We start from the raw sequence: 23,940 nt of genomic DNA, 5'->3' as shown, positions 1-23,940 counted from the left end.
CCAATCATCCGGGTTCTCGATTCAATGGAGTTTTTCATGAGAACGTCCATGTATTGCGCAGTTCCCTTGCTCGCCCTGTTCTGCCTGGGCGCCACGGCCCAGACGGCGACGCCGCTCAAAGGGCAGTCTCCCGCAACCACCCAGCAAGACAGCGCCGCGTGCCAGGCGCTGGCCGGCAATGGGGCCAGCGCCACGCCGGAAAGTCCCCAATCCGGCGGGCGCGTGCGCGGCGCGGCTGCCGGGGCGGCGGCGGGTGCGGCGGTGGCCGGCGCGCGCGGCCGGCAGCATGAGGAGGTCTATGACCGCCTGGACGACGACGTCAAGCAGCAATACCGGCAGAACCAGGCGAAAGACGCCGCGGTGGCCGGGGCGGTGGTAGGCGGTTCGCGGCAACGGCAGGAACGCCGGCAGGACCGGGCCGCCCAGTCGCAGGCCAATGCGGCCGCTGCCTCCACCTATGCCAGCTGTATGCAGCAACGCGGCTATCAGGTGACGCCCTGATTGAACCGTCAAGCCTCGCAATGCTCGGCGATGTTGCGATACTGGCCTTTGTAGTACAGCAATGGCTGCGTAGCGGCAGCTTCTTGCAGGTTCAACGCCTTCACTTCACCGATCACGATCAGATGATCGCCTGCGGCGTGTTCGGCATAGATTTCGCAATCGAGCCAGTGCAGGCTGCCGGCAATGATCGGATTGCCTAGCGGCGACTTCCGCCATTGGACTTCATGCCATTTGTCCGTGCCTCGCCGAGCGAACTGGTTGGAAATCCTGACTTGTTCGTCCGACAGGATATTGACTGCGAAGCGACCGGCGCGGCGGATCTTGGGATAGCTGCCTGAGCTGGACATCACGTTGAACGACACCAGCGGCGGACTCATCGACACGCTATGGAACGACTGGCAGGTGAAACCTATCGGCTCGTCATCGAACTGCGTCGTGATGACGGTAATGCCGGACGCGTAGTGCCCGAGAACTTCGCGAAAGCGCAACGGCTCGATCGCAGTGCTGGAAAGTGACATATTGAGGTCTATTGCGCGTGCGTGGTCGTCGCGGGCAGCTCGCGACGACCATTTCCCGCCTTTGAATCAGTTCGAGAGTTCCTTGCGGACGATTTCCGCGCCGGCGCTCAACGCGCTCAGCTTGCCTCTCGCGACAGCACGAGACAGCGGAGCCATGCCGCAGTTCGTGCAAGGGTAGAGCTTGTCGGCATCCACGAACTGAAGTGCCTTGCGCAGCGTGTCGGCGACTTCCTCCGGGGTTTCAATGGTGTTGGTGGCCACGTCGATGGCGCCCACCATGACCTTCTTGCCCCGGATGAGCTCGATCAGATCCATCGGAACGCGGGAGTTCTGGCATTCCAGCGAGACGATATCGATGCTGGACTTTTGCAGCTTGGGGAATGCCTCTTCGTACTGCCGCCACTCCGATCCCAGCGTCTTCTTCCAATCCGTATTGGCCTTGATGCCGTAGCCGTAGCAGATGTGGACAGCGGTTTCGCACTTGAGGCCTTCAATGGCGCGTTCCAGCGTGGCTACGCCCCAGTCATTCACTTCGTCGAAGAACACATTGAATGCAGGCTCGTCAAATTGGATGATGTCGACGCCGGCGGCCTCCAGTTCCTTGGCTTCCTGATTGAGAATCTTGGCGAATTCCCAAGCCAGCTTTTCGCGGCTTCGATAGTGGGCGTCATACAGCGTGTCGATCATCGTCATCGGGCCTGGCAAGGCCCATTTGATCGGCTGCCCGGTCTGCTGGCGCAAGAACCTGGCGTCGTCGACGAACACCGGCTTGCGGCGCGCCACGGCGCCCACGACCGTCGGCACGCTCGCATCGTAGCGATCGCGGATTCTGACGGTCTTGCGGTTCTCGAAATCGACGCCTTCCAGGTGCTCGATAAACGTGGTCACGAAGTGCTGACGCGTTTGTTCGCCATCGCTGACGATATCGATGCCCGCGTGCTGCTGTTCCTGCAGAGACAGACGCAGAGCGTCTTGCTTGCCCTCGGCCAGGCCCTCGTCCTGCAATTTCCAGGGCGACCAGAGCTTCTCGGGTTCTGCAAGCCAGGAGGGCTTGGGCAGGCTGCCGGCGGTCGAGGTGGGGAGCAATTTCTTCACAATAGATGCCTTGGTTTTTCTGATTGATCAAAGAGGGTTGTTGGCGGACCACTGCTCAAGAATCGCCTGGTACGGTTTGATGAAGTGCTCTTCAACAAACCGTCCCTGCTCGATAGCCAGCCGGCTACGTTCCTCTCGGTCATAGACAATCCGGGTCAACGAATAATCCTGGTGTTTCAGGCTGGGCTGATAGGACTTTCCCGCCGCGGAGTTCGCGTTGTAGATCTCCGGCCGGTAGATCTTCTGGAAGGTGTCCATCGTGCTGATCGTGCTGATCAGTTCAAGATTGGAGTAATCGCCCAGCAGATCGCCGGAAAAATAGAAAGCCAGGGGCGCGGCGCTGTTGGGCGGCATGAAGTAGCGGACCTTCATTCCCATCTTCTTGAAGTATTCGTCAGTCAGCGAGTACTCATCCTGCAGGTATTCCACGCCCAGTACGGGATGCCGGTTTTCAGTGCGGTGATAGGTCTTGCTGCTCGACACGCTCAGGCAGATCACGGGCGGCTTGCTGAAATGCTCTTTGTAAGTGCTTGAATTTACGAAGGCCTTGAACAGCTTCCCATGCAGGTCCCCAAAATTCTCCGGCGTGCTGAACGCGGCTTGATTTTTGGTGTGCTCCAGCAGCAGCACGCTGAAGTCATAGTCCCGAACATAGGAGGAAAAATTATTTCCTACTATGCCCTCGATGCGCTCGTTGGTCTTCCGATCGAAAATGCTGGTCTTCAGCACTTCAATCAAGGGCAGGGCGCTGCCGTTGCCTGCGCCGTCAATGCTCATCTCGACGGAAATGATTTCAAGATTGACGGTGTAGCGGTCGCCCTTGGGATTGTCCCAATGCGCCAGGGCATTGAAACGGTTGTCAATCATCCGCAGCGTATTGCGCAGATTCTCCTGGCGGCTCGCGCCCCTGGCGAGATTGGCAAAATTGGTGGTGATCCGCGTATTGTCCGAAGGACGATAGTCTTCGTCGAAACAAATGCTCTTGATGGCAAATGTGAACTCGTTGCTCATGTTGATCTGCTGCCCTGATTCCTGAAATAAACCCGCGTCCATTCATTGCTTTTCAGCGCTGCTCAAATTCTTCTGGTTTTTATTTGGCAGTCTTCATATCGACGACGTAGGGGGCGCAGTATAGGTTGGACCATCCATGAAAAAAAGTGAATTGATCTCATGAAACCATTAGTTCAGTTCATGAGTTGTGGGGCATGCCGATCTGCCTGCAAATTTGGCGCCCCGCACTTGACCGCGTTGCATCAAGCCACGGCTGGCCGTTTCGCCTGCGCGATAAACGCACGCAGGTAATCGATATCCACGTCCGCCTCGCGAGCGCCCAGATAGATGTGCTTGGCAATGCCTTTCTTGCCCAGCCGGACAGGCACCACGTTCATCGCGTCCGCGTACTCCAGCACCAGCCAGCGCGGCAACGCCGCCACCCCGCGGCCGCTGGCGACCATTTGCAGCATGATGTCCGTCGTCTCGATGGCCTTGTGGCGCTTCGGCGTAATGCCGGCCGGCGTCAGGAACATGCTGTAGATATCGAGCCTGTCGACCGGCACCGGATAGGCCACCAGCACCTCGTTGCCGAGCTGCTTGGGCGTGACGTACTCCTCCTTGGCGAGCGGGTGGTTGCCCGCGACGACCAGCACTTGTTCATAGTCGAACACAGGCTCGAACACGAGCCCTGGCTTATTTAGCGGATCGGGCGTGACCAGCAGATCGATTTCATAGCCGAACAGAGCTCCGATGCCCCCGAACTGGAATTTCTGCTTCACATCCACGTCCACATCCGGCCAGGCCGCCAGATACGGGGAAACGATCTTCAGCAGCCACTGATAGCAGGGATGGCACTCCATGCCGATGCGCAGCGATCCGCGCTCTCCCTGGGCGAACTGACGCAGGCGCTCCTCGGCCAGATTCAGCTGCGGCAGCACCCGGTTGGCCACCGCCAACAGGTATTGACCGGCCTGCGTGAGCCGCAGGCTGCGGCCTTCGCGCAGCCAGATGTCGGTGCCCAGCTGCTGCTCCAACTTCTTCATGCTGTGGCTTAGGGCCGACTGCGTTACGTGCAGGACGCCTGCGGCGGCGGTCAACGAACCTTGTTTTTCCACTTCTTGCACGATGGATAGATGGATGCGGTCTAGCATGGTATATGAATTAAATTCATTATTTATGGTGATATTTGAATTTTACTTCAGCGCTCTGTGCAATAGGTGTCGGCGGCTGCCTTATTGGACTATTTGTTCCAAAACTGCTATCTTTGCGCACTGAACGCTTCAGCTGTACTCGACGCATGAGCAAGGAAAAATCGCCCAGCCAGGGGCGTCCTCGGCAATTCGAAGACGAAGAAATTATTGATGCCGCGGTTGGGGTCTTCAGCGAGAATGGATTCGCCGGGACCTCGGCGCAGGACCTCTGCGACAGTACCGGCCTCGGGCGGGGCAGCCTGTATAACGCCTTTGGCAATAAGCAGGCGCTTTATGAGCAGGCCCTTTTGCGCAGCCACGAAAAGAGCATGCAAGCCCAGCTGACCATCCTGATGCAAGCGGGTTCGGTCAGGGACCGCCTGCGTACGCTCTTGCTCTGGGGCGTGGCTGAGGACCTGGCGCAGGCCGAGCAGCATGAGGCCATGGTGCTGTTCTCCGCGCTCGAGCGTGGCAGCAAGGATGAGGTCGTCGCGACGCTGAACACCGAATACCGCCAACGCCTGGAGACGGCCTTGGTCTCGGTTTTTACCGAAGGGCAAAAGAATGGCGAATTCGGCACGACGATCTCGGCCGTCGAAATGGCCCGGGGTTTCTTGGCGGGCTACTACGGGCTGCGAGTGCTGAATAAAAATATTTCAGATAAGAGCGTTCTCAACGATGCCGTGACGGGGCTGCTGGCCAACCTGTAGGGGGGGCGAGCAGGGGACTTGGGTGCTTGTGCCGACCCCTGGAGGTAATTTTTTATAGGCGTGATTCTTATGATTGCGTAGTCGACGCGTGTTTTTTTGACTATTTTTGGAATGATTGTTCAATAACTATTAGGAAAGTAGGAAATGCCGTTGGTGGTCTACATTCTGGGGCTGGCCGTCTTCTCGATTGGCACCTCGGAATTGATGGTGGCAGGAATGATGGAAACCTTATCTGAGGCCTTCGGCATCACGATAGGGCAGGTGGGGCACTTGATCTCGTATTTCGCATTTGGCGTGATGCTGGGCGGACCGGTGCTTACGTATGTATTTCTGAAGCTCAAAGTCCCTTACCGACCGACATTGCTGGCGTTGCTTGCCGCGTACGTGCTGGTGCAGGGTTTTAGCGCCTTCATCTCGGATCACGCCATACTGGTCGCGGTGCGCTTGATCATCGGCGTCTTATGCGCGGGGTGCCTGAGTTTGTCCTTGGCCACCAGCATGGCGTTGGTGCCCATTGAAAACCGACCGCGCGCGGCCGCCGTGGTGATTGGCGGCTTCATGGTATCGAACGTCTTCGGCGTGCCACTGGCCACCATCATCAACCAGCACTGGGGCTGGCGCGTGAGTTTCGGCCTGGTGGCGCTCTTGGTGCTCGTTTGCCTGGCGGTGCTCGTTCGCACCTTGCCCAACGTCGGCGGCGGCAAGGGCAGCCTGAACATGGCCGAGGAGCTGCAGGCGTTCAAGAAGGTGGCGTACTGGAAGGCCTGCGCGACCAGTTGCCTGATTTTGGGGGCAAGCTTTGCCGCCTTCAGCTATTTCGTGCCGATTCTGACCTCGGTCACCGGCTTGACGATGCAGGTCGTGCCGATCATCTTGATGCTCTACGGCGCGGCCAATCTTGCCGGGAATATGATCACGGGGCGTTTAGCCTATCGACATAGCCTCACGATCATGGTGACTGGCCTGACGGTGCTCAGCTTTTCGTTAATTGGCATGGCGCTGCTGGCGCAGTATGCCTGGCTGGCAGTGGCTTTCGTCATCCTGATCGGCTTGTCCGGCGTGCCGATGAATCCGGCGATGATGGCGCGCATCGTCAGCGTGGCACATCCGGGCCCCTTGGTGAACGCGGTTCATACGTCCGTGATCAATATTGGCCTGGGCGGCGGGACGTTTCTGTCCGGCATGGCGATCTCCGCGGGCTATGAATTTCGGATCGCGTTATGGATCGGTGCGGGGCTAGCGGTGCTGGGACTCTTGAGTATCCTGCCTTACCTGCGCCGCCGCCAGCAAGGGTGGCACTGAAGAGGGGCTTGCGCTCTATGGTGTCTCCGTGATCGTGGGCAATGGTGCTGCAGATTTTCCCTACAGGGACCCATCCATGCTGCCGGGTACGCTCCTGACGCTGAGTGTGCTGGGGGCGTTGATGGTCCGCAACGTGCCTGGGCTGGCGTTATGCGTGGCCCTCCTTACCCAGCGCTTTCGCTCAGGGAGCGTTTATTGGCCTCGCAAAAATAGGTGCATGCCAAGCGCTTCCTGTTGAGTTATCATTCGTCTCGCTTTTGCAAATACGAATTAGTTTCGTTTACAAAATTTGGACGGAGGGGCCCCACCGCCGCGGGCCGGAATGGAAATGAAGTCTGACGGATACGGTGCGGCACCGTCGCTGAATGTAATCTATTGCGACCACCACGAATGGCTCCAAGGGTGGTTACGCCGCCGCCTGGGCAACGCGGCCGATGCCGCCGACCTGGCTCATGACGCCTTCCTTCGCTTACTCAGCAAGCCGGCCTCGCAAGGATTCAAGAGCTTTCCGGAAGCCCGAGGCTATTTGCGCGCCATGGCCAATGGCCTGTGCGCGGACTTCTGGCGACGACGTGAAGTCGAACAGGCCTGGCTGGACACGCTGGCCGCGCGCCCCGAATCATTCGAGCCCTCTCCCGAACAACGGGCATTGATCATCGAAACGCTGATGGAAATCGGCACGATGCTGAGCCGCTTGCCGCACAAGGCCGCCACGGCCTTCGTCCTGGCGCAGGTGGACGGCGTGCCTTATCGCGAGATCGCCCAGACCGTGAGGGTGTCCGAGCGCATGGTCCAAAAATACATTGCTCAGGGCATGTTGCAATGCGCCCTGATCGACGCCGGGCTGGGCAAGTGAACGGACGGCGCCGCCTTCGCGGGTTCCACCTTCCGACATCGTGGCCGAGTCTCCGTTGGACTGTGCAATGAAAGCCGATTTCGACAGCCTGCAACAGGCTGCCAACTGGTTTGCGTTGTTGCGCGCGGATAGTGCGACCGAGCAGGACCGGACCGCGTGGCAGACCTGGCTGCACGAACGGGCCGAGCACGCGACCGCGTGGCATCACATCGAAGCCGTCAGCCAACGGTTCGAGCCGCTGCGCCTGGGCGGGGCCGAAGCGGCGCTGGCGGGCGCCACCATGGCGCGCAAGGGTGCGCTCAAGCGGCGCCAACTGCTGAGCAGCGGCGCCATCGTGCTGGGCACGAGCGTGTTGGGCTGGATGGGGTTGCGTCACACGCCGCTGCCCGACTCGACGCTTGCGCTTGCCGCCGACTATTCCACGGGCACCGGAGAACGTCGCGACCTGCTGCTGGCAGACGGATCAAGAATCTGGCTCAATGCCCGTAGCGCGCTCGATGTGGATTATTGCAACGCCGCGCGCCGCGTGACGCTGCGAGCGGGAGAGATCCTGGTCGAAACGGCGCCGGATCGCGCCAACCGCCCGTTTTATGTCGATTCCCGATTGGGCCGCATGCAGGCACTGGGCACGCGTTTCAGCGTGCGCCTGACGGACGGCCAAGTCCAGCTGGACGTCTATGACGGAGGAGTGGCGGTGCGCACCCCTGCCGGCGCGTCGGTGAACGTAGTGGCAGGCGGCCAAGCCCGCTTCAATGCGGAATCGATTCTGTCCACCGCGCAAGCCGACCCCGCTCGCGAAGCGTGGGCCCGGGGCGTCGTGCTGGCTGACAACCTGCCCTTGAAAGCGCTCATCAATGAACTGGGCCGATACCGCAAGGGCTATCTGGGCGTGGCGCCGGAAGTCGCCGACATGCTCGTCATGGGCGTGTTCCCGGCCGACGACTCCGACCGCGCCCTAGCCATGCTGGAACGCAATCTACCCGTGCGCGTGCGGCGGCCGCTCCCATGGTGGACATCGATCGTCGCGCGCTGATCGCCAAGGTTTCTTGAAAAGGAGTTCGGGTTTTTGAATCTCATCCGATTTACGGAATGAGAGAAGTTCAGATCGACGTGTCGATGACCTCCCTCTCGCTGTTCACCACCACGCTTTGAGGGATTTGCGTCTTATGCTTCGCAGCCGTACCCATCTCTGCCCCGATCGCGCACTCAACACCCCCCCGCGTTTTGCTATTCGGCCCATGGCACTTTCCCTGCACCTGGCTGTTGCCGGCTTGACCGGCGGCGCGGCGGCCTGGACGCCCGTGGCACACGCACAAGCCGCCGACGTCCGCGACTACGCCATCCCGGCAGGTCCGTTGACCGCCGCACTGAATCAGCTGGCCGCCGACGCCGGCGTGTTCCTGACCGCGCCCGGCACGCTCACCCAAGGCAAGGCCACCGCCGGTCTGCAAGGCCGCTACAACGTGCAGGCTGCCTTTCAAATGCTGCTCATTGGTTCCGGCCTGCAAGCCGTGCGACAGGCAGACGGCGCGTACACCTTGCGCGCCGAGAGCGCGGACCCGTACGCGGCGACGATTCTGGAACCGCTCACCGTGTTGGGTGCCGCCGGTGCGCCTGCCAGTGAAGGCACCGGCAGCTACACGATGCCTGTCAGCAACACCGCGACGAAGATGAATCTGTCGATCAAGGAAACCCCGCAGTCGATCAGCATAATCACCCGGCAACAGATTGAGGATCAGCAGCTCAACAGCATGACCGACGTGCTGAACGAGACACCGGGTATCACCATGTCTCAGGACGGCGGCGAGCGCTTCAACATCTATTCGCGCGGCAGCGCCATGGACACTTACCAGCTGGATGGCGTGACGACCACGCAAGTGAACCAGTCACGCACCATGCCCAGCACTTTGCTCGATATGGCGCTTTATGACCGCGTGGAAGTGGTGCGCGGCGCCACCGGCCTGATGACGGGCGCGGGCAGTCCGAGCGGCACCGTCAACCTGATCCGCAAGCGGCCTACCCATGAATTCCAGGCCCACGCTCAGGTGGGCGTGGGTTCGTGGGACCTGTATCGCGCTGAAGCCGATATGGCGGGCCCGCTGATCAGCAACGGGAAACTGCGCGGCCGGATCGTGGCCGCCAAGCAGGATAACCACACATTCATGGATGCCTACACGCAAGACAAGGACGTGCTGTACGGCGTCATCGAGGCCGACCTGACCGATTCCACACTGCTGCGCTTCGGCATCGACCACCAGCAGTACAAGGCGACGGGCGCACCGGGTGTTCCGTTGGTTTTCACCAACGGCCAGCAGACGCACTTCACGCGCTCTACGAGTTCCGGCGCCCACTGGATGTACGACGAATTCAAGACCACCAACTACTCGTTGAACGTCGAACAGGCGCTGGCGCATGAGTGGCAGTTCAAGATCGCTGCCAACTACATGGACGTGGACCGTTCCAACCTGAACGGCTCGTATCGAGTGGGTTCGGGGCGGTCCTTTCTGGACCAGGCCACGGGCGACGCGGGCATGCTGGCCTACCGTGCAGGCGCCACACAAAACCAGTCGGGTGTGGATGTCACGATCCAGGGCCCCTTTGAACTGGGTGGACGGACACATGAATTCATCGCGGGCTTCAACTTCCAGGACTACGAGAACAAGCACAAGGGCTGGGACGTCGGGGTGTCTACGGTCAACTTCTACACCTGGGGCAACAACATGGCCCGGCCGGGCAACAGCGGCACCGTGGGCGAAATCTTCAACGTGAAATCGCGCCAGAGCGGCAGCTATGCGGCATTTCGTCTTAACCCGATCAATGACGTGCATCTGATTCTTGGCGCGAGGCGGTCCGACTACAACTATGACTACTACTACGAGAGCCCAACCGACAATTTCCTGCAGACCTACAACATGCGTGCGCGCGGCGAAATTACGCCCTACGCAGGCATCGTCTATGACCTGACGCCCGAACAATCGGTCTATGCGAGCTACACCGACATTTTTCAGCCGCAATCCTCCCAGGACCGCAACGGCAACGTCCTCGATCCCATCGTGGGCAAGAACTATGAGATGGGCTGGAAGGGAGAATTCCTGAACCGCCGCCTGAACACCAGCGTGGCCATATACCGGTCCCAGAAAGACAATGTGGCGGAGCTGGATGCGGGCTACACCGTGCCGGGGACGGACAACTCGGCCTATCGTGCGGCCAAGGGCGCTACGACCACGGGCATCGATCTGGAAGTGGCCGGTGAGATACTCCCGGGCTGGAACGTGCATGCGGGCTTCAGCCATGCCAAAAGCGAAGACGCGCAAGGCTCGCAATTGCTGACCCAATTGCCGGTCAACACGCTGCGCCTGTGGACGACGTATCGGCTGGGCGGCGCCTGGAACGGCCTGACGGTGGGCGGTGGTGTCGACTGGACGTCGAAGACCTCGTTGTACTTCAGCCGCTATGACAGCACGGTCCGGCAGGATGCGTACACGGTGGTGAACCTGATGGCGCGCTACCAGTTCAACGAGCAGCTGGCGGCAACATTGAACATCAACAACTTGTTCGACAAGACCTATTACCAGGGCATGGGCGGCAGCTATGGCCACTACGGATCGCCACGGTATGCTGCGGTGATGTTGCGCTACGACTTTTGATCCAGGATGCGGCCGAAGTTATCGCATCGGCCCGCCTGCCTGCATCAGAGGGGATGAGAAACGGCTCAGTGATCCGATCAACAAAGGTTCCCACCGTGCTGCCAACGGCTGAACAGACTGGTGACAAAGGAAACCGGGGCATGCGAACGTGCCCCAGCCAAGGCCGGCCCATAGAGGAACGTGCGTCACGCCTACGGACATGAAAACGCCGCTATCGCGGCGGCTGTCCGCGCTTTGTCAAAAGGGCCGCATGCGGTCCTGTGTCAATTTTCATTCATTCTGTGGCGAGAAAAACCGATCCTTCAACGCCAGCAACCCAATGCGTTCGAGCGCCTTGGTCAACTGCTCGGAGGGCCTTTCCTCGGCAAATACTTGCCCCACCCAACGATCAATTCATTCGTGATCAAAGGTATCGGATTCCGACTCAGCCCCAAATCGCCATCTTCATCTCCTACACTACCCATCAATAACCAGGGAGAGATATGTCGATTCAAACCATAGGCCGCTGCGGCGTCATCCTGTTTCTCACCGCGTTGACGTCGGGCTGCTCAATAGGCAGCGAGTGCGCGTGGTACCGCAGCAGCTGCATGTATGAAGGCCAGTACGAAGAGGGCGAGGAAGACTACGCGGAATCCGAAGCGCAGCGCCTGAACAAGAATTCAACGGATCGGCTGCGCCGTAGTTCCGGCGATTGATGCTCAGACCGCCGTCGTCGGCTCCGGCAGGAAAAACCGGTCCTTCAGTTCTTGCAGCCCGATGCGCTCCAGCATCTCCGTCAGCCGTTCCGCCGGCTTTCTGCGCGGCAGGTTTTTGTACTGCGCAATGATCAGCTCGTTCTTCATCGAGTGTTCCCACCCGACCAGCTCGGTCACGCTGACCTGATACCCGTGCGCTTCCAGTTGCAGGCAGCGCAGCACATTGGTGATCTGGCTGCCGAATTCGCGCGTATGCAGCGGGTGCCGCCAGATTTCGGCCAGCGGATCGGCCAGCGCCTTTGCCTTGTTCTTGCGCAGCACCGCGGCGACTTCGGCCTGGCAGCAGGGGACGATGACGATGTACCTGGCTTTCTTTTCCAGCGCGAAATGGATCGCGTCGTCGGTCGCGGTATTGCAGGCGTGCAGCGCGGTCACCACGTCGATGGCGGCGGGCAGCTTGTCCGAGGTGATCGATTCGGCCACCGACAGGTTGAGGAAGGACATCCCGCCGAAGCCCAGGTGGCGCGCCAGTTCCTCGGATGACTTGACCAGCTCTTCGCGGGTTTCGATGCCGTAGATGTGCGAGCCTTGCCTGACGGCCTCGGGTTGTTCCTTGAAGAACAGGTCGTACAGGATGAAGCCCAGGTACGACTTGCCCGCGCCGTGGTCGGCCAGGGTGACGGCGCCGCGTTGCTGCTGGACGTCCTTGAGCAGCGGTTCGATGAACTGGAACAGGTGGTAGACCTGTTTGAGCTTGCGGCGGCTGTCCTGGTTCATCTTGCCGTCGCGGGTCAGGATGTGCAGGGCCTTGAGCAGTTCGATCGACTGGCCGGGGCGGATGTCGTGGGTTTTGTCGGACATGGGGTAAGGCAATGCGCCCCGCGATGGGCGGGGCGCATGAGTAGGCGGAAAGCGTCAGTTTAACGAAAACGCCGCCGCCGCCGCGAATCGGGAAAACCGGCCGCGGACTGTGCGGTATCTGGCGGTCCAGGTTATCTGGCATACGAGTAACATGCGCGACGCGGTGCTGCTTGCGCTCGGGCTGAAGCGCCGCGTAGCCGCGCCGGCGATATGTCCTGGCATCCCTGGAGAAACGCAAATGCTCGTGAGTCAGCTTGCCCTCGTGTATGGCACTTATCTGATTGCCACTGCCAGTCCCGGGCCCAGCAATATGGCGATCATGGCAACGGCGATGCGTGACGGCCGTGTGCCGGCGCTTGCGCTGGCGGCGGGAGTCATCACGGGCTCGCTATTCTGGGCGACGCTGGCGGCGACCGGCATTTCCGCCGTGCTGGCGGCATCCGCGCAGGCGCTCTACATCATGAAGATGGTGGGAGGCGTCTATCTGCTCTATCTGGCGTTGCGGGCCGGCAGGTCGGCGCTGAGGCCGGGCGCGGCCTTTGCGAATGTGAAAACGGGCCGTGTGACCCCGCGCTACCGGGCGCTCTACCGCCAGGGCGTGCTCATGCATATCGGCAACCCCAAGGCGGTGCTGGCCTGGATGGCGATCATGTCGCTGGGGCTGGGAGAGAGTGCGTCGGACGGCACCTTGCCGGCGATCATCGGCGGTTGCGCGTCGCTTGGCGTGATGGTGTTCGGCGGCTACGCCATCGCTTTTTCGACCGCGCCGATGATTGCGCTGTACGCCAGGCTGCGGCGCTGGATCGAAGGGACGGTGGCCGTGGTGTTTGGCGTTGCGGGCGTCAAGCTGCTGACCTGGCAACGTTGAAAGGGCGGCTTGTCAGCGCCGGCCAGTGCCGGCGATGACAAGCGGCCAGGCGTCCGGCACGCGGGCGGCCGGACGCCACAGGGTCAAGCCTTGGGGAAAACCGGCTCGCCCAGGTTGAGCATCAGGCGATTCGCCCAGGCGAAGATCGCATCCGAATGCAGCAGGTCCAGGACCTCGCCTTCGTTCAGGCCCACGTCCTTCAGGGCCTGGATGCTGTCGGCGTTCACCGTGGCGGGCGCGTCGGTGATCTGGATGGAGAACTTGCCGATAGCCAGTTCGCGCGCGGTGGTGCCGGCGGTGGCGGGGTCTTCGAAGACCTGGGCGATCACGTCGTTGCGTTTGGCCAGTTGCTCGAAGCGCTGGGCGTGGACCGAGGCGCAGTAGACGCAGCCGTTGACGCGCGACACGACGGTGGCGCCCAGTTCGCGTTCGGCGCGCGACAGGCCGCCGGGGGCGTACATGATGGCGTTGAACGCGGTGGAGCGCTGGCGCAGGATCTCGGGCTGGTGGACCAGGAACAGGTAGTAGTCGGAGACCTTGGCCTTGGGGTGGCTTTCTTCCAGGACGGCGATCTGCTCTGGCGTGGCGGTTTCCACGTTGACGACGTCCAGCCAGGCCTTCCATTCCAGGCTTTCGTTGGTGAAGCCGTGGTTCTTGATGACGGCGCCGGGCGCGGTGGCCGCGGTGTTGGGCGGGAAGGGCGCGGGCGGCGTGCCGGCGGCGCGGCCGGGCTGGCTTTCCAGGGCCTGCATGGCTTGCAGGCCGGCGACCAGGCGGACCTGGTAGGACAGGAAGGCGATGAGCTGCGACAGGGTGACGACGGCGGGCGTGGACACGCCGGCGGCCGGCAGGGTCTTGAGCGCGGCCTCGTCGCCTTCGACGGGCTTTTCGATCAGCTTGCGCGTGTATTCGAGGATGGCGGCCAGGCGCGGGCTGGATGCCTCGGCAGGCTTGCCGGACTCGGCGATGGCGATGTCGGCGGGCGCGGCGTCGGTCTCGGCCAGGCGCTTGCGGTAGTGCGCGGCCAGCAGCGGCGACGGGGTGATGCGGCTGGCGTACAGCGCGACCAGCAGGCGCTCGGCCAGCGACAGGCCGGGCAGCGCGGGGTCGAACAGGGCGTCGTAGCTGCCCTGGGTGGCGGCGGCGACTTTCTCGCGCTGGTGGCGCGCGGCGTAGGTCTTGCTGTCGGGCGCCAGCGCGACCAGGCGGTCGACGAGGTCGAAGGCGACGTTGTAGGTAATGGGTTCAGCCATGCGGATCTCCTTGATTCTGTCAGGCGGCGCGCGCGCGCACCGCGGCGTCGAGGAACTTGAGCACGCCTTCCCACGATTCCTGGTCGGCGCGGGCGTTATCCCTGGGGGTGCCGCCGCTGGTGCTGATCTTGCCGGACACGGGATGGGCGTAGACGTGCTGGGTGGTGGGCACGTACGGGAACAGGATGGAGTGCCCGCCGTTCTCGTAGTCCAGCCACTGGACCGGGTAGGGGTGCTTCACTTCGGCCAGTTTGTCGCGCACCATCTTCGAGTACAGGCTGGACGGCCAGGAGCCGTCGTCGGTGCCGGACAAGAGGATGACCGGGCCCTGGATGTTCTCGACCTTGATGCGGGCGCGGGCCACGGCGTCGGGGTCCTGCAGCGCGGTGAGGATGGCTTTTTCGTGGCGGTGCGGCGGTGGGCCTTCGTCGAACGGGGCCCAGGTGGCGGTGCGGTTGTTTTCCCAGACGTGCGGCACGGGCTTGCCGCCCAGCAGCCAGGTGGGGCCTTCGCGGCCGATCTTGGGGTCGCAGGCGTTCTGGCCGCTGTGGACCACGGCGCCCGGCACGTAGCCGACCACGGCCGAGACTTCCTCGGGGAAGGTGGCGCCCAGCAGCAGCACCAGTTCGCCGCCGCGCGACTGGCCGCTGAGGGCGACGAAGTCGTGCTTGGGCTGCACCTTCTTGCGCAGCCAGCGCAGCCCGGTCTGGAAGTATTCCAGCGGCGTGTTGGAGATGTAGTCGGACAGCCCCGGCGCCTTGAAGTAGGCCAGCGCGAAGGCGGCGTAGCCGCGCGAGGCGTAGAGCGCGGCGCGCGGTTCGTTGATGCCGCCGCCCGAGCCGTTCAGGATCATGACGGCGGGATGCGTGCCGGGCGCGCAGCCGGGCGGCAGGTATAGCGTGCCGACCAGGCCTTCCTCGCGCACTTCGTGGCGGGTGACGCCTTCGGCGGCCAGGCGCTGGGTGAAGCTGGCCTGGGCCTGGGCGCCGTCTGCGCGGGCCACCACGTCGGTGACCAGGGCCTCGGTCACCGGGTGGTTGAACTGCTCGCGGCTGGGCGAGTCCACGGGCGATTGCGACCAGATCAGGCCCATGGGGGCCGTGCCGGCGTAGTCGCCGGAAGCGGGCGCCTGGCGCGAGAGGTCGACGACGCCGTCGGCGTCGGCCACGAACGCCGCGCGGCTTTGCCACAGCACGCCGTTGCGGCGGGTCAGAGCCGTGATTTCCACGGTCTGGCCGGGCCGGGCCTGCTCGACCCGGATGCAGCGCGGCACGTCGATCAGGGCGTCCGCGGGGGTGACGGAAAGGGTGAGCGCCATGGCTTACTTGCCCGCGTCCTTGGTCACCATCATGGCGGCCGTGCGGTCGCTGGTCATGGGGGTGACCTTCAGGCCTTTCTTGGCGGCCCAGATGTTCTTGTAGTGGAAGAGCGGAATCACGCCGACGTCATCGGACACGATCTTGACCGAGTCGCGCAGGATGGCTTCGCGCTTGGCCACGTCGAATTCCGAGGTGGACTGCTCCAGGGCGGCGTCGACCTTGGGGTTGCTGTAGCGGCCCCAGTTGGAGGCGCCGAGGCCCTTCTTGGGGTCGGCGGTGGCCAGGACGTTGACCAGCGCGTAGCTGCCTTCGCCGGTGCCGTTGCCCCAGGCCAGCATGCTGACCGCGAATTCGTTCTTGTTGGCGCGGCCCGAGTACACGGCCCACGGCACTACTTCCACCTGGGTCTTGACGCCGATGCGGGTCCAGAACTGCGCCACGGCCTGGGCCGTTTCCGGGCCTTGCGGGTAGCGGTCGTTGGGCACGTGCATGGTCAGCTTGAAGCCCTCGGGGTAGCCGGCCTCGGCCAGCAGCTTCTTGGCCTGGGCGGCGTCGTTGGGGATGTTCTTGACGTCGGGGTTGTAGCCGAAGGTGCCCTTGGGCATCCACTGGTTGGCCTCGGTGGCCGCGCCCTGCAGGATGCGGTCGGCGATGGCCTTGCGGTTGATGGCCAGGTTCAGCGCCTGGCGCACGCGCACGTCCAGGAGCGGATTCTTGTCCAGCGGCTTGCCGTTGTTGTCGGTGATGTAGGCGTTGGGCGCGGGGTTGAAGCTGGGCTGCAGCAGCATGACGCGCAGGCCGTCGTACGGATAGACCGAGACGTTCGAGGCCTTCTGCAGCTTGGCCAGGTCGGACACCGAGACCTTGTCGATCACGTCCACGTCGCCGGCCAGCAGCGCCGCGGTGCGGGCGGCGGCGTTGTTGATGTAGCGGTAGTTGACCTTGTCCCAGATCTGCTTGCCGCCCCAGTAGGCGTCGTTGCGTTCCATGATGACGCGGTCGCCGGGGGTGTAGGACACGAACTTGTAGGGGCCGGTGCCGATCATGGCCTTGCCCGAGTTGTAGTCCTCGGTGGTGGACTTCTCGCCCACGTGCTTGCTGACCACGTGCACCGAGGCCAGGTTCAGCGGCAGGTCGGGATTGGGCGCCTTGGTCTTGACGATGAGGGTCAGCGGGTCCTTGGCGCTCATCGAGTCGATGGTGCGCAGGTAGCCTGCGTAGGTGGCCACGCTGCCCGGCACGGCGCGCGCGCGGGTGTAGGAGTAGATCAGGTCGTCGGCGGTGAAGGGCGTGCCGTCCTGCCACTTGACGCCTTCGCGCAGCTTGAATTCCCAGGTCTTGTCGTCCAGCGGCTTCCAGCTCACGGCCAGGCCGGGCTGCAGCTTGTTCTCCTTGTTCTCGATCAGCAGATCCCAGAAGTGCAGCGCCACCGAGCGGTCGCCGGCGTGGTTGTTCAGCTGCGGGTCCAGCGAGGACAGCGGGTCGGCGAAGCCGATGGACAGGTCGTCGGCGACGGCGGCGGCCGAGGCGCCGAGGACGGCGGCGGCGAGCGTGGTGAGAATCAGGCGTTTCATGTTCGGAGTCCTTGTTGAAGGCGTGTTCAAGCCATGTCGTTCAGGTGGCAGGCGCTCAGGTGGTTGATGGCGATACCCTTGAGCGTGGGAACCTCGGTCTTGCAGCGCGGCATCGCTTGCGGACAGCGCGGATGGAAATGGCAGCCGCCGGGCGGGTTCAGCGGGCTGGGGATTTCGCCCTTGATCGCGGTAAAGGTCTTGCGGCGCGATTTCAGGCTGGGGATTTCGGCCAGCAGGGCCTGGGTGTACGGGTGGTTGGGACGGCGGAAGACTTCTTCCACCGTGGCCGTCTCCACCACGCGGCCCAGGTACATGATGACGACGCGGTCGGACAGGTGCTCGACCACGCCCAGGTCGTGGCTGATGAACAGATAGGTCAATCCCAGGTCTTCGCGCAGGTCCATGAACAGGTTCAGGATCTGGGCCTGGATGGACACGTCCAGCGCGGCCACGGCTTCGTCGCACACCAGCATGGAAGGCTGCACGGCCAGCGCGCGGGCGATGCCGATGCGCTGGCGCTGGCCGCCGCTGAACTGGTGCGGGTAGCGGTGGCGCAGCGCCGGGTCCAGGCCGGCGCGTTCCAGCTGGGCGCTGACGTAGTCGTCGAAGTCGCCGTTGCCGACCAGTCCGTGGATGCGGGCCGCCTCGCCCACGATCTCGTCGACGCGCAGGCGCGGGTTGAGGCTGGCGTAGGGGTCCTGGAAGATCATCTGCACCCGCAGGCGCGCGGCATGGGCCTGGGCGGCGTTCATGTCCGCGGGGCGCACGCCGTTGATGCGGATCTCGCCGCCGGAGGGCGTGAGCAGGCCGGCCGCGATGCGGCCCAGCGTGGACTTGCCGCAGCCGGACTCGCCGACCAGGCCGACCACTTCGCCGGGATTGACGATGAGGTCCACGTTGTCGACGGCGCGGGTGACGGCGGGCGGCTTGGACAGGCCCAGGCGCTGCAGGGCGCGGCCGGCCGGGCCGACGGCGCGTTCGCCGAAGCGCTTGCTGACCCGGCTCAGGTCGATCAGCGGGGTGGGAGCGGACGCCGTCATGCCATCGCCTCGCTGGACTGCAGGGTGGGATGGAAGCAGCGCACGCGGTGGCCGGGCAGGGCCTCGGCGATGCCGGGCTGCTGGCCGCAGGCGGCGCTGGCGCGCGGGCAGCGCGCCGCGAAGGCACAGCCGGCGGGCAGGTTGAGCAGGTTGGGGGTCATGCCGGGAATCTGGCGCAGCCGCTGGCCGCGCCGGTTGTTGCTGGGCAGGCTGTCGATCAGGCCCACGGTGTAGGGATGCTGCGGACGGTCCAGCACGTCGTCGACCGTGCCGTGTTCGACGATGCGGCCTGCATACATGACGGCCACTTCGTCGGCCAGTCCGGCCACCACCGACAGGTCGTGGGTGATCCAGATCAGGCTGGTGCCGTGCTGCTGCGCGAGCTTCTGCACTTCCGACAGGATCTGCGCCTGGATGGTGACGTCCAGCGCTGTGGTGGGCTCGTCGGCGATGATCAGGTCCGGACGGTGCAGCATGGCGATGGCGATGGCCACGCGCTGGCGCATGCCGCCGGAGAGCTGGTGCGGATAGGCCAGCAGCCGCTCTTCGGGGCTGGGGATGCCCATCATGCCCAGGGTGTCGCGCGACAGCTCGCGGGCCTGGGCCACGCTCATTTTGTTGTGCGCGCGCACGGTCTCGATCATCTGCGCGTCGACCCGCAGCACGGGGTTCAGCGTCATCATCGGGTCCTGGAAGATCATGGCGATGCGGTTGCCTTGCAGCTTGCGCAGTTCGCGCGGCGCCAGCCGGGTCAGGTCGCGGCCCTGGAACAGCACTTCGCCGCCGACGACGCGGCCCGGCGCGTCCACCAGGCCCATGATGGAAAAGCCCGTGACCGACTTGCCCGAGCCGGACTCGCCGACCAGGCCCAGGATCTTGCCGCGTTCCAGAGTGAAGGAAACGCCGTCCACGGCCGGCAGCACGCCGGCGCGGGTGAAAAAGTGGGTGCGCAGGTCGCGCACCTCCAGCGTGGCCGGCGCGCCGGAAATCATGCTGGCGGCGGTCATTTGTGGTTCCTCGGGTTCAGCACGTCGCGCAGGCGGTCGCCCACCAGGTTGATGGCCACGATGGTGATCAGCAGCGCGATGCCGGGATAGAAGCTGATCCAGTATTCGCCGGACAGCATGGTCTGGAAGCCGTTGGAGATCAGCAGCCCCAGCGACGGTTCGGTCACGGGCACGCCCAGGCCCAGGAAGCTGAGCGTGGCTTCCAGCGTGATGGCGCGCGCGATCTGCAGCGTGCCGATGACGATCAGCGGCGGCAGGCAGTTGGGCAGGATGTGCTTGAGCATGATCCGCCAGTTGGGGATGTCCAGGCAGCGGGCGGCTTCCACGTATTCGCGGCGGCGCTCCACCAGGGCCTGGCCGCGCGCGGTGCGGGCGTAGTAGGCCCATTCCAGGATCACCAGCGTCAGCACCACGTTGCCCACGCCCTTGCCCAGGTAGGCCAGGATCATCATGGCGACCAGGATGGACGGGAAGGACAGGATCAGGTCCACCAGGCGCATGATGAGCGCGTCGACCTTGCCGCCCGCGTAGGCGGCCAGCAGGCCCAGCAGCGTGCCGACCACGCCGGCGATCAGGGCCGAGCCCACGCCCACCATCAGGCTGATGCGCAGGCCGTACAGAATCCCCGACAGCAGGTCGCGGCCCTGGCCGTCGGTGCCCAGCCAGTAGTGGAAGGTCTCCAGCCCGTTCATGGTGCCTGGCGGCAGGCGCGCGTCGAGCACGTCGATCTGCAGCAGGTCGTAAGGGTTCTGCGGCGCGATCCAGGGCGCCAGCGCGGCGGCCAGGATCAGCAGCAGCGACACAGCCAGGCCCAGCACCGCGGTCCTGGACGACATGAACTCGGCCAGGTTGCGGCGCCAGGGAGATTCGCGGCGCAGGGCGGGCGCCGGCGTTTGTGTGGATACAACGCTCATGCGGCAGCCTCCAGCCGCACCCGCGGGTCCAGCACTTTGTACAGAATGTCGACGATCAGGTTCAGCGTGACGAACAGGAACACCACCACGATCAGGTAGGCCACGATCACGGGGCGGTCCAGCGCGTTCAGGCTGTCCAGGATCAGCTTGCCGGCGCCGGGCCAGGCGAAGATGCTCTCGGTGACCACGGCGAACGCGATGGTCGAGCCCAGTTCCAGGCCCAGCACCGTCACCAGCGGGATCATGGTGTTGCGCAGCACGTGCACGCCCACCACGCGCAGCGGCGACAGGCCCTTGGCGCGCGCGAATTTCACGAAGTCCTGCGGCAGCACGTCGCGCACGCCGGCGCGGGTCAGGCGGATCACCAGCGAGATCTTGAACAGCGACAGGTTGAAGGCCGGCAGGATCAGGTGGCGCCAGCCGTCGGCCGTCAGCCACGACCATTGCAGGCCCAGGAACTCCACCGTCTCGCCGCGGCCGCTGGCCGGCAGCCAGCCCAGCGACACGCTGAACGTCATGATCAGCATCAGCGCGATCCAGAAGGTGGGCAGCGAGAAGCCGACGATGCTGCCCGCCATGATCAGCTTGGAATAGCGGCTTTCCGGATACAGCCCGGCCAGCAGGCCCAGCGGCAGGCCCACGACCACCGCCAGCAGCATGGCGGCGATGGCCAGCTCGAAGGTGGCGGGCAGGCGCTGGATCACCAGCTCCACGGCCGGGATGTTGTAGACGAAGCTGTTGCCCAGATTGCCGTGCAGGGCGCCGTTGATGAACGCCAGGTACTGTTCCCACAGCGGCTTGTCCAGGCCCAGCTCGGCGATGATGCGGGCGCGGTCGACCTGGTCCACGTCCTGGCCGATCAGAATGTCCACCGGGTTGCCGATGGCATGCAGGCCCACGAACACGATCAGCGTCATCAGGAAGACGACCACCGCGGCTTGCGCCACGCGGCGCAGCAACCAGCCCGTCATTGCGCGGTCTCCGATTGCGCGATGGGGGCGGGCGCCGGCGCGGGCACCCATTCATCGCCGAACACTTCCGGTTCGGAGAACGCTTCCATATTGGCGTAGTGCGTGGCCACGTCCTCGCGGTAGAACAGGCCCGCGATGCCCTGGGCGAGGCGCTTGGCGCCCTCGCTGATGGCGGGGATGTCGCCCGAGATCGTGCCCTGGGTCAGCGCCGCCGGATACGAGAAGCAGTGCACCCGGTCCAGGCCGGGACAGGCGCCCGGGGTTTTCTCCTGCAGTTCGAAGACCGCGCCCAGGTCGGGCGAGTCATGCAGCTCCTGGTCTTCCTGGCCGGCCGGCGGCACGTAGCGGTCGCCCCAGGCGCGCACGTGCGGCGCCAGCGCGGCGAACTCGGGGCGCGCGGTCCAGTCGATGCGGAATCCCGTGGAGAAGATCAGGAAGTCCAGCGCGAACACGCCCTTGGGCGTGGTGACGCGGATTTCGTCGTCCACCATGGCCAGGTCCTGGACGCCTGCGCCCAGGTTGAAGCGCGCGTTGGGGTGGCGCGATACGCGCAGCGTGCTGCCGCGCGGCGGCGGGACCTGGGCGGCGTTGATGTAGTGGCGGATCTTCCACTTCCATTCGTCCGGCAGCGTCAGGTGGCCGTGGGTCAGGCCGGGATTGCCGGCGCCCTTGCCCTTGTTGATGCGGGGGATGTCCTGGCGGCGGATCAGCAGGTCCACGCTGGCCGCGCCCGCCTCCAGCGCGGTGGCCGCGCTATCCATGGCGGACGCGCCCGCGCCGACCACGCCCACGCGCTTGCCGGCGAGCGTGGCGTAGTCCATGACGTCGGAGGAGTGCGCCCAGCGATTGCGCGGCAGTTTCCTGGCGAAGTCGGGCACATAGGCGCCGCCCAGGCCGTCGCGCCCGGTCGCCAGCACCACGCGGCGCGCCAGCACCGTGCTGCGGCCGGCGGGCGACTCGATCTTCAGCTGCACCAGCCGGTCGGCGCGCGGCAGCACGGCGCGGATGCGGTGTTCGTTCCGCACATCCAGGTCCAGCACGCGGCGATACCAGCGCAGGTAGTCCATCCACTGCAGGCGCGGAATCTTGTCCAGCGCCTCCCAGGCCTCGGACCCGAACTGGGATTCGAACCAGGCGCGGAACGTCAGCGCCGGCAGGCCCAGCGCGGGGCCGGTCAGCTGCTTGGGCGAGCGCAGCGTCTCCATGCGCGCCGTGGTGGCCCAGGGGCCTTCGAAGCCGGCGGGCGCCTGGTCGAAGATGGGCGCGTTGATGCCCAGGTGCGTGAGCGACGCCGCCGCCGCCAGGCCGGCCATGCCGCCGCCGACGATGGCCACGTCCAGCACGGGCTTGCCGTCGACATGGCGGGGCGTCACCCAGTTCTTGGCGGGAAGTTCCAGCCAGGCAAGATCCTGGCGCAGGCGCGCTTCCAGCGCGGCCAGGCCTTGCGGCGGAGCGGCTATGGGCAGATTCATGATGCAGGGGATTCCGTAAGTGGGGCGTCGTCGCCGTAGATCGACTGCAGCAGCGCCGCATGGGCGCTGGCGTCGTGCAGCACGAAGCCGGGCAGCAGGGCCGCCGCGGCGTCGGCCAGCGCGTCGGCCATGGCCTGGCAGGCCGGCGTCGGCGTTTGCGACTGCGGGGTGATGACCCCGAAGAAAAATGGGATGTCCAGGTCGATGGGACGGATCGCCACGCCTTCCATCGGCATGCCGTAGGCGGTGATCGGTTCCAGCACCGACACGCCCAGGCCGGCGCGCACGGCGGCCAGGGCGTTGACGGACGAATTGGTTTCCAGCGTGGCGGGCATGCGGCCGCCGGGGGCCAGCGCGGCGTCGAGCCGCCGGCGCAGCCGGAACGGATTGGCCATCGTGATCAGGCGCCGGCCGGCCAGCGCCGACACCGGCACCACCGCCTGCTGCGCCGCCGGATCGTTTTCCGGCAGCGCGGCCACACAGGGCGCCTGCCCGATCCAGTGCACCGTCAGGCCGCGATGCTCCAGCGGCAGGCTGGTCGCGCCCAGTTGCGCCGAGCCCGACAGCACCGCATGCACCACCTGTTCCGGCGAGGCGCTGCGCAACTGCACGCGGGCCGCGCCGAGCCGGGACTCGATGCGTTTGAGCGCGTCGGGCACCAGCCCGGCCGCCAGCGCCGAGGTGGCCGCCATCAGCAGCGGCTGGGCCTCGCCGCGGGCGATCTCTTCGGCGCGGCCGCGGATCTGCTGCAGGCTGGCCAGCGCGCGTTCGACGTCTTCGTACAGCAGAAAGCCCTGTTCGGTCGGCGTGACCCGCGGGCCGCTGCGCGCGAACAGGGCATAGCCGATCTCGGCCTCCAGTTCCTGCAGCAGCCGGCTGATCGCCGGCTGCGAGCGTCCCAGCAGCCGTCCGGCAGCGGTGACGCTGCCTGTGGACATCACGGCCGCAAAGGCCTCGAGTTGACGAAGTTCCATTGGTTTTGATTTATGCCAAGGACGAATTCTTGCCCGCGAAGTATGCGCTGTGCAAATAATTAAAGCGCATAAGCAAATTCCCTCATGGGGTTATCCCTAGGGGAGTTCATAACTGCGGGTTATTTCGGTTGACCGTGTCTTACCTTGGTCCTAGTTCTCGCCGACGTGCATTGCGCTGCT

22 protein-coding genes are annotated in these 23,940 nt (G+C 64.3%); 8 read left to right on the top strand and 14 right to left on the bottom strand.

Features of this window, described 5'->3' with window-relative positions; genetic code table 11:
• Window positions 1-36 precede the first annotated feature (36 nt).
• Window positions 37-501 (top strand): YMGG-like glycine zipper-containing protein, encoded by a 465-nt coding sequence (locus C1I89_RS35135; RefSeq protein WP_102771992.1) that lies wholly within the window; start codon window positions 37-39, stop codon window positions 499-501.
• A gap of 8 nt (window positions 502-509) precedes the next feature.
• On the opposite strand, the gene C1I89_RS06540 is transcribed toward C1I89_RS35135, so the two are convergent.
• The 4 genes from C1I89_RS06540 to C1I89_RS06525 all read right to left on the bottom strand — a co-directional run bounded on the left by C1I89_RS06540 (window position 510) and on the right by C1I89_RS06525 (window position 4,258).
• Complete coding sequence (locus C1I89_RS06540) at window positions 510-1,019, bottom strand: flavin reductase family protein (protein WP_102771991.1); 510 nt, start codon at window positions 1,017-1,019, stop codon at window positions 510-512.
• 66 nt (window positions 1,020-1,085) lie between these two features.
• Window positions 1,086-2,114 (bottom strand): methionine synthase, encoded by a 1,029-nt coding sequence (locus tag C1I89_RS06535; protein WP_102771990.1) that lies wholly within the window; start codon window positions 2,112-2,114, stop codon window positions 1,086-1,088.
• A 27-nt stretch (window positions 2,115-2,141) separates the two neighbouring features.
• Window positions 2,142-3,125 (bottom strand): DUF1852 domain-containing protein, encoded by a 984-nt coding sequence (locus C1I89_RS06530; protein WP_102771989.1) that lies wholly within the window; start codon window positions 3,123-3,125, stop codon window positions 2,142-2,144.
• Window positions 3,126-3,367: 242 nt separating this feature from the next.
• The gene (locus tag C1I89_RS06525; protein ID WP_102771988.1) at window positions 3,368-4,258 is read right to left on the bottom strand and encodes a LysR family transcriptional regulator; all 891 of its coding nucleotides are present in this window, start codon (window positions 4,256-4,258) and stop codon (window positions 3,368-3,370) included.
• Window positions 4,259-4,404: 146 nt separating this feature from the next.
• Between C1I89_RS06525 and C1I89_RS06520 the strand changes: the two genes are divergently transcribed.
• The 6 genes from C1I89_RS06520 to C1I89_RS06495 all read left to right on the top strand — a co-directional run bounded on the left by C1I89_RS06520 (window position 4,405) and on the right by C1I89_RS06495 (window position 11,507).
• The gene (locus C1I89_RS06520; RefSeq protein WP_102771987.1) at window positions 4,405-5,007 is read left to right on the top strand and encodes a TetR/AcrR family transcriptional regulator; all 603 of its coding nucleotides are present in this window, start codon (window positions 4,405-4,407) and stop codon (window positions 5,005-5,007) included.
• Between the two features lie 144 nt (window positions 5,008-5,151).
• Window positions 5,152-6,309: an MFS transporter gene (locus C1I89_RS06515; protein WP_102771986.1), complete on the top strand. Its 1,158-nt coding sequence runs from the start codon at window positions 5,152-5,154 to the stop codon at window positions 6,307-6,309.
• A gap of 328 nt (window positions 6,310-6,637) precedes the next feature.
• Entirely contained in the window at window positions 6,638-7,165 is a 528-nt protein-coding gene (locus tag C1I89_RS06510) for a sigma-70 family RNA polymerase sigma factor (protein ID WP_102771985.1), read from the top strand.
• A 67-nt stretch (window positions 7,166-7,232) separates the two neighbouring features.
• Window positions 7,233-8,198, top strand: coding sequence for a FecR domain-containing protein (locus C1I89_RS06505; RefSeq protein WP_102771984.1), 966 nt, complete (start codon window positions 7,233-7,235; stop codon window positions 8,196-8,198).
• A gap of 205 nt (window positions 8,199-8,403) precedes the next feature.
• Entirely contained in the window at window positions 8,404-10,812 is a 2,409-nt protein-coding gene (locus C1I89_RS06500; protein WP_258231361.1) for a TonB-dependent siderophore receptor, read from the top strand.
• Between the two features lie 482 nt (window positions 10,813-11,294).
• Entirely contained in the window at window positions 11,295-11,507 is a 213-nt protein-coding gene (locus C1I89_RS06495; RefSeq protein ID WP_102771982.1) for a hypothetical protein, read from the top strand.
• Between the two features lie 3 nt (window positions 11,508-11,510).
• Here the strand turns inward: C1I89_RS06495 and C1I89_RS06490 are convergent, their stop codons facing one another.
• Complete coding sequence (locus tag C1I89_RS06490; protein WP_102771981.1) at window positions 11,511-12,368, bottom strand: class I SAM-dependent methyltransferase; 858 nt, start codon at window positions 12,366-12,368, stop codon at window positions 11,511-11,513.
• Between the two features lie 151 nt (window positions 12,369-12,519).
• On the opposite strand from C1I89_RS06490, the gene C1I89_RS06485 reads away from it, so the two are divergent.
• A complete protein-coding gene (locus tag C1I89_RS06485; protein WP_258231360.1) occupies window positions 12,520-13,236 on the top strand; it encodes a LysE family translocator in 717 nt (238 codons plus the stop codon).
• Window positions 13,237-13,319: 83 nt separating this feature from the next.
• On the opposite strand, the gene C1I89_RS06480 is transcribed toward C1I89_RS06485, so the two are convergent.
• The 9 genes from C1I89_RS06480 to C1I89_RS06440 are packed head-to-tail and all read right to left on the bottom strand — an operon-like array spanning window position 13,320 to window position 23,760.
• Window positions 13,320-14,489 (bottom strand): CMD domain protein, encoded by a 1,170-nt coding sequence (locus C1I89_RS06480; protein WP_102771979.1) that lies wholly within the window; start codon window positions 14,487-14,489, stop codon window positions 13,320-13,322.
• Window positions 14,490-14,508: 19 nt separating this feature from the next.
• Window positions 14,509-15,807: an acyl-CoA thioester hydrolase/BAAT C-terminal domain-containing protein gene (locus C1I89_RS06475; protein WP_102771978.1), complete on the bottom strand. Its 1,299-nt coding sequence runs from the start codon at window positions 15,805-15,807 to the stop codon at window positions 14,509-14,511.
• Window positions 15,808-15,810: 3 nt separating this feature from the next.
• On the bottom strand, window positions 15,811-17,382 hold the full coding sequence (locus tag C1I89_RS06470) for an ABC transporter substrate-binding protein (protein ID WP_102771977.1): 1,572 nt from the start codon (window positions 17,380-17,382) through the stop codon (window positions 15,811-15,813).
• A 26-nt stretch (window positions 17,383-17,408) separates the two neighbouring features.
• Window positions 17,409-18,422, bottom strand: a complete 1,014-nt coding sequence (locus tag C1I89_RS06465) for an ABC transporter ATP-binding protein (protein WP_102771976.1) — start codon at window positions 18,420-18,422, stop codon at window positions 17,409-17,411.
• The gene (locus C1I89_RS06460; RefSeq protein ID WP_102771975.1) at window positions 18,419-19,429 is read right to left on the bottom strand and encodes an ABC transporter ATP-binding protein; all 1,011 of its coding nucleotides are present in this window, start codon (window positions 19,427-19,429) and stop codon (window positions 18,419-18,421) included. The genes C1I89_RS06465 and C1I89_RS06460 overlap by 4 nt, the downstream gene beginning before the upstream one ends.
• Entirely contained in the window at window positions 19,426-20,343 is a 918-nt protein-coding gene (locus C1I89_RS06455) for an ABC transporter permease (protein ID WP_102771974.1), read from the bottom strand. Before C1I89_RS06455 ends, C1I89_RS06460 begins: the two co-directional genes overlap by 4 nt.
• Window positions 20,340-21,314: an ABC transporter permease gene (locus C1I89_RS06450; RefSeq protein WP_102771973.1), complete on the bottom strand. Its 975-nt coding sequence runs from the start codon at window positions 21,312-21,314 to the stop codon at window positions 20,340-20,342. Before C1I89_RS06450 ends, C1I89_RS06455 begins: the two co-directional genes overlap by 4 nt.
• Window positions 21,311-22,786, bottom strand: a complete 1,476-nt coding sequence (locus C1I89_RS06445; protein WP_102771972.1) for a flavin-containing monooxygenase — start codon at window positions 22,784-22,786, stop codon at window positions 21,311-21,313. The genes C1I89_RS06450 and C1I89_RS06445 overlap by 4 nt, the downstream gene beginning before the upstream one ends.
• Entirely contained in the window at window positions 22,783-23,760 is a 978-nt protein-coding gene (locus C1I89_RS06440) for a LysR family transcriptional regulator (RefSeq protein ID WP_102771971.1), read from the bottom strand. The genes C1I89_RS06445 and C1I89_RS06440 overlap by 4 nt, the downstream gene beginning before the upstream one ends.
• Between the last annotated feature and the right edge of the window lie 180 nt (window positions 23,761-23,940).

The organism is Achromobacter pulmonis, assembly GCF_002885955.2.
GTDB lineage: Bacteria > Pseudomonadota > Gammaproteobacteria > Burkholderiales > Burkholderiaceae_B > Achromobacter > Achromobacter pulmonis_A.
Note: the sequence above shows the minus strand (reverse complement) of the source record. Positions and strands in the feature narration are given on the sequence as shown.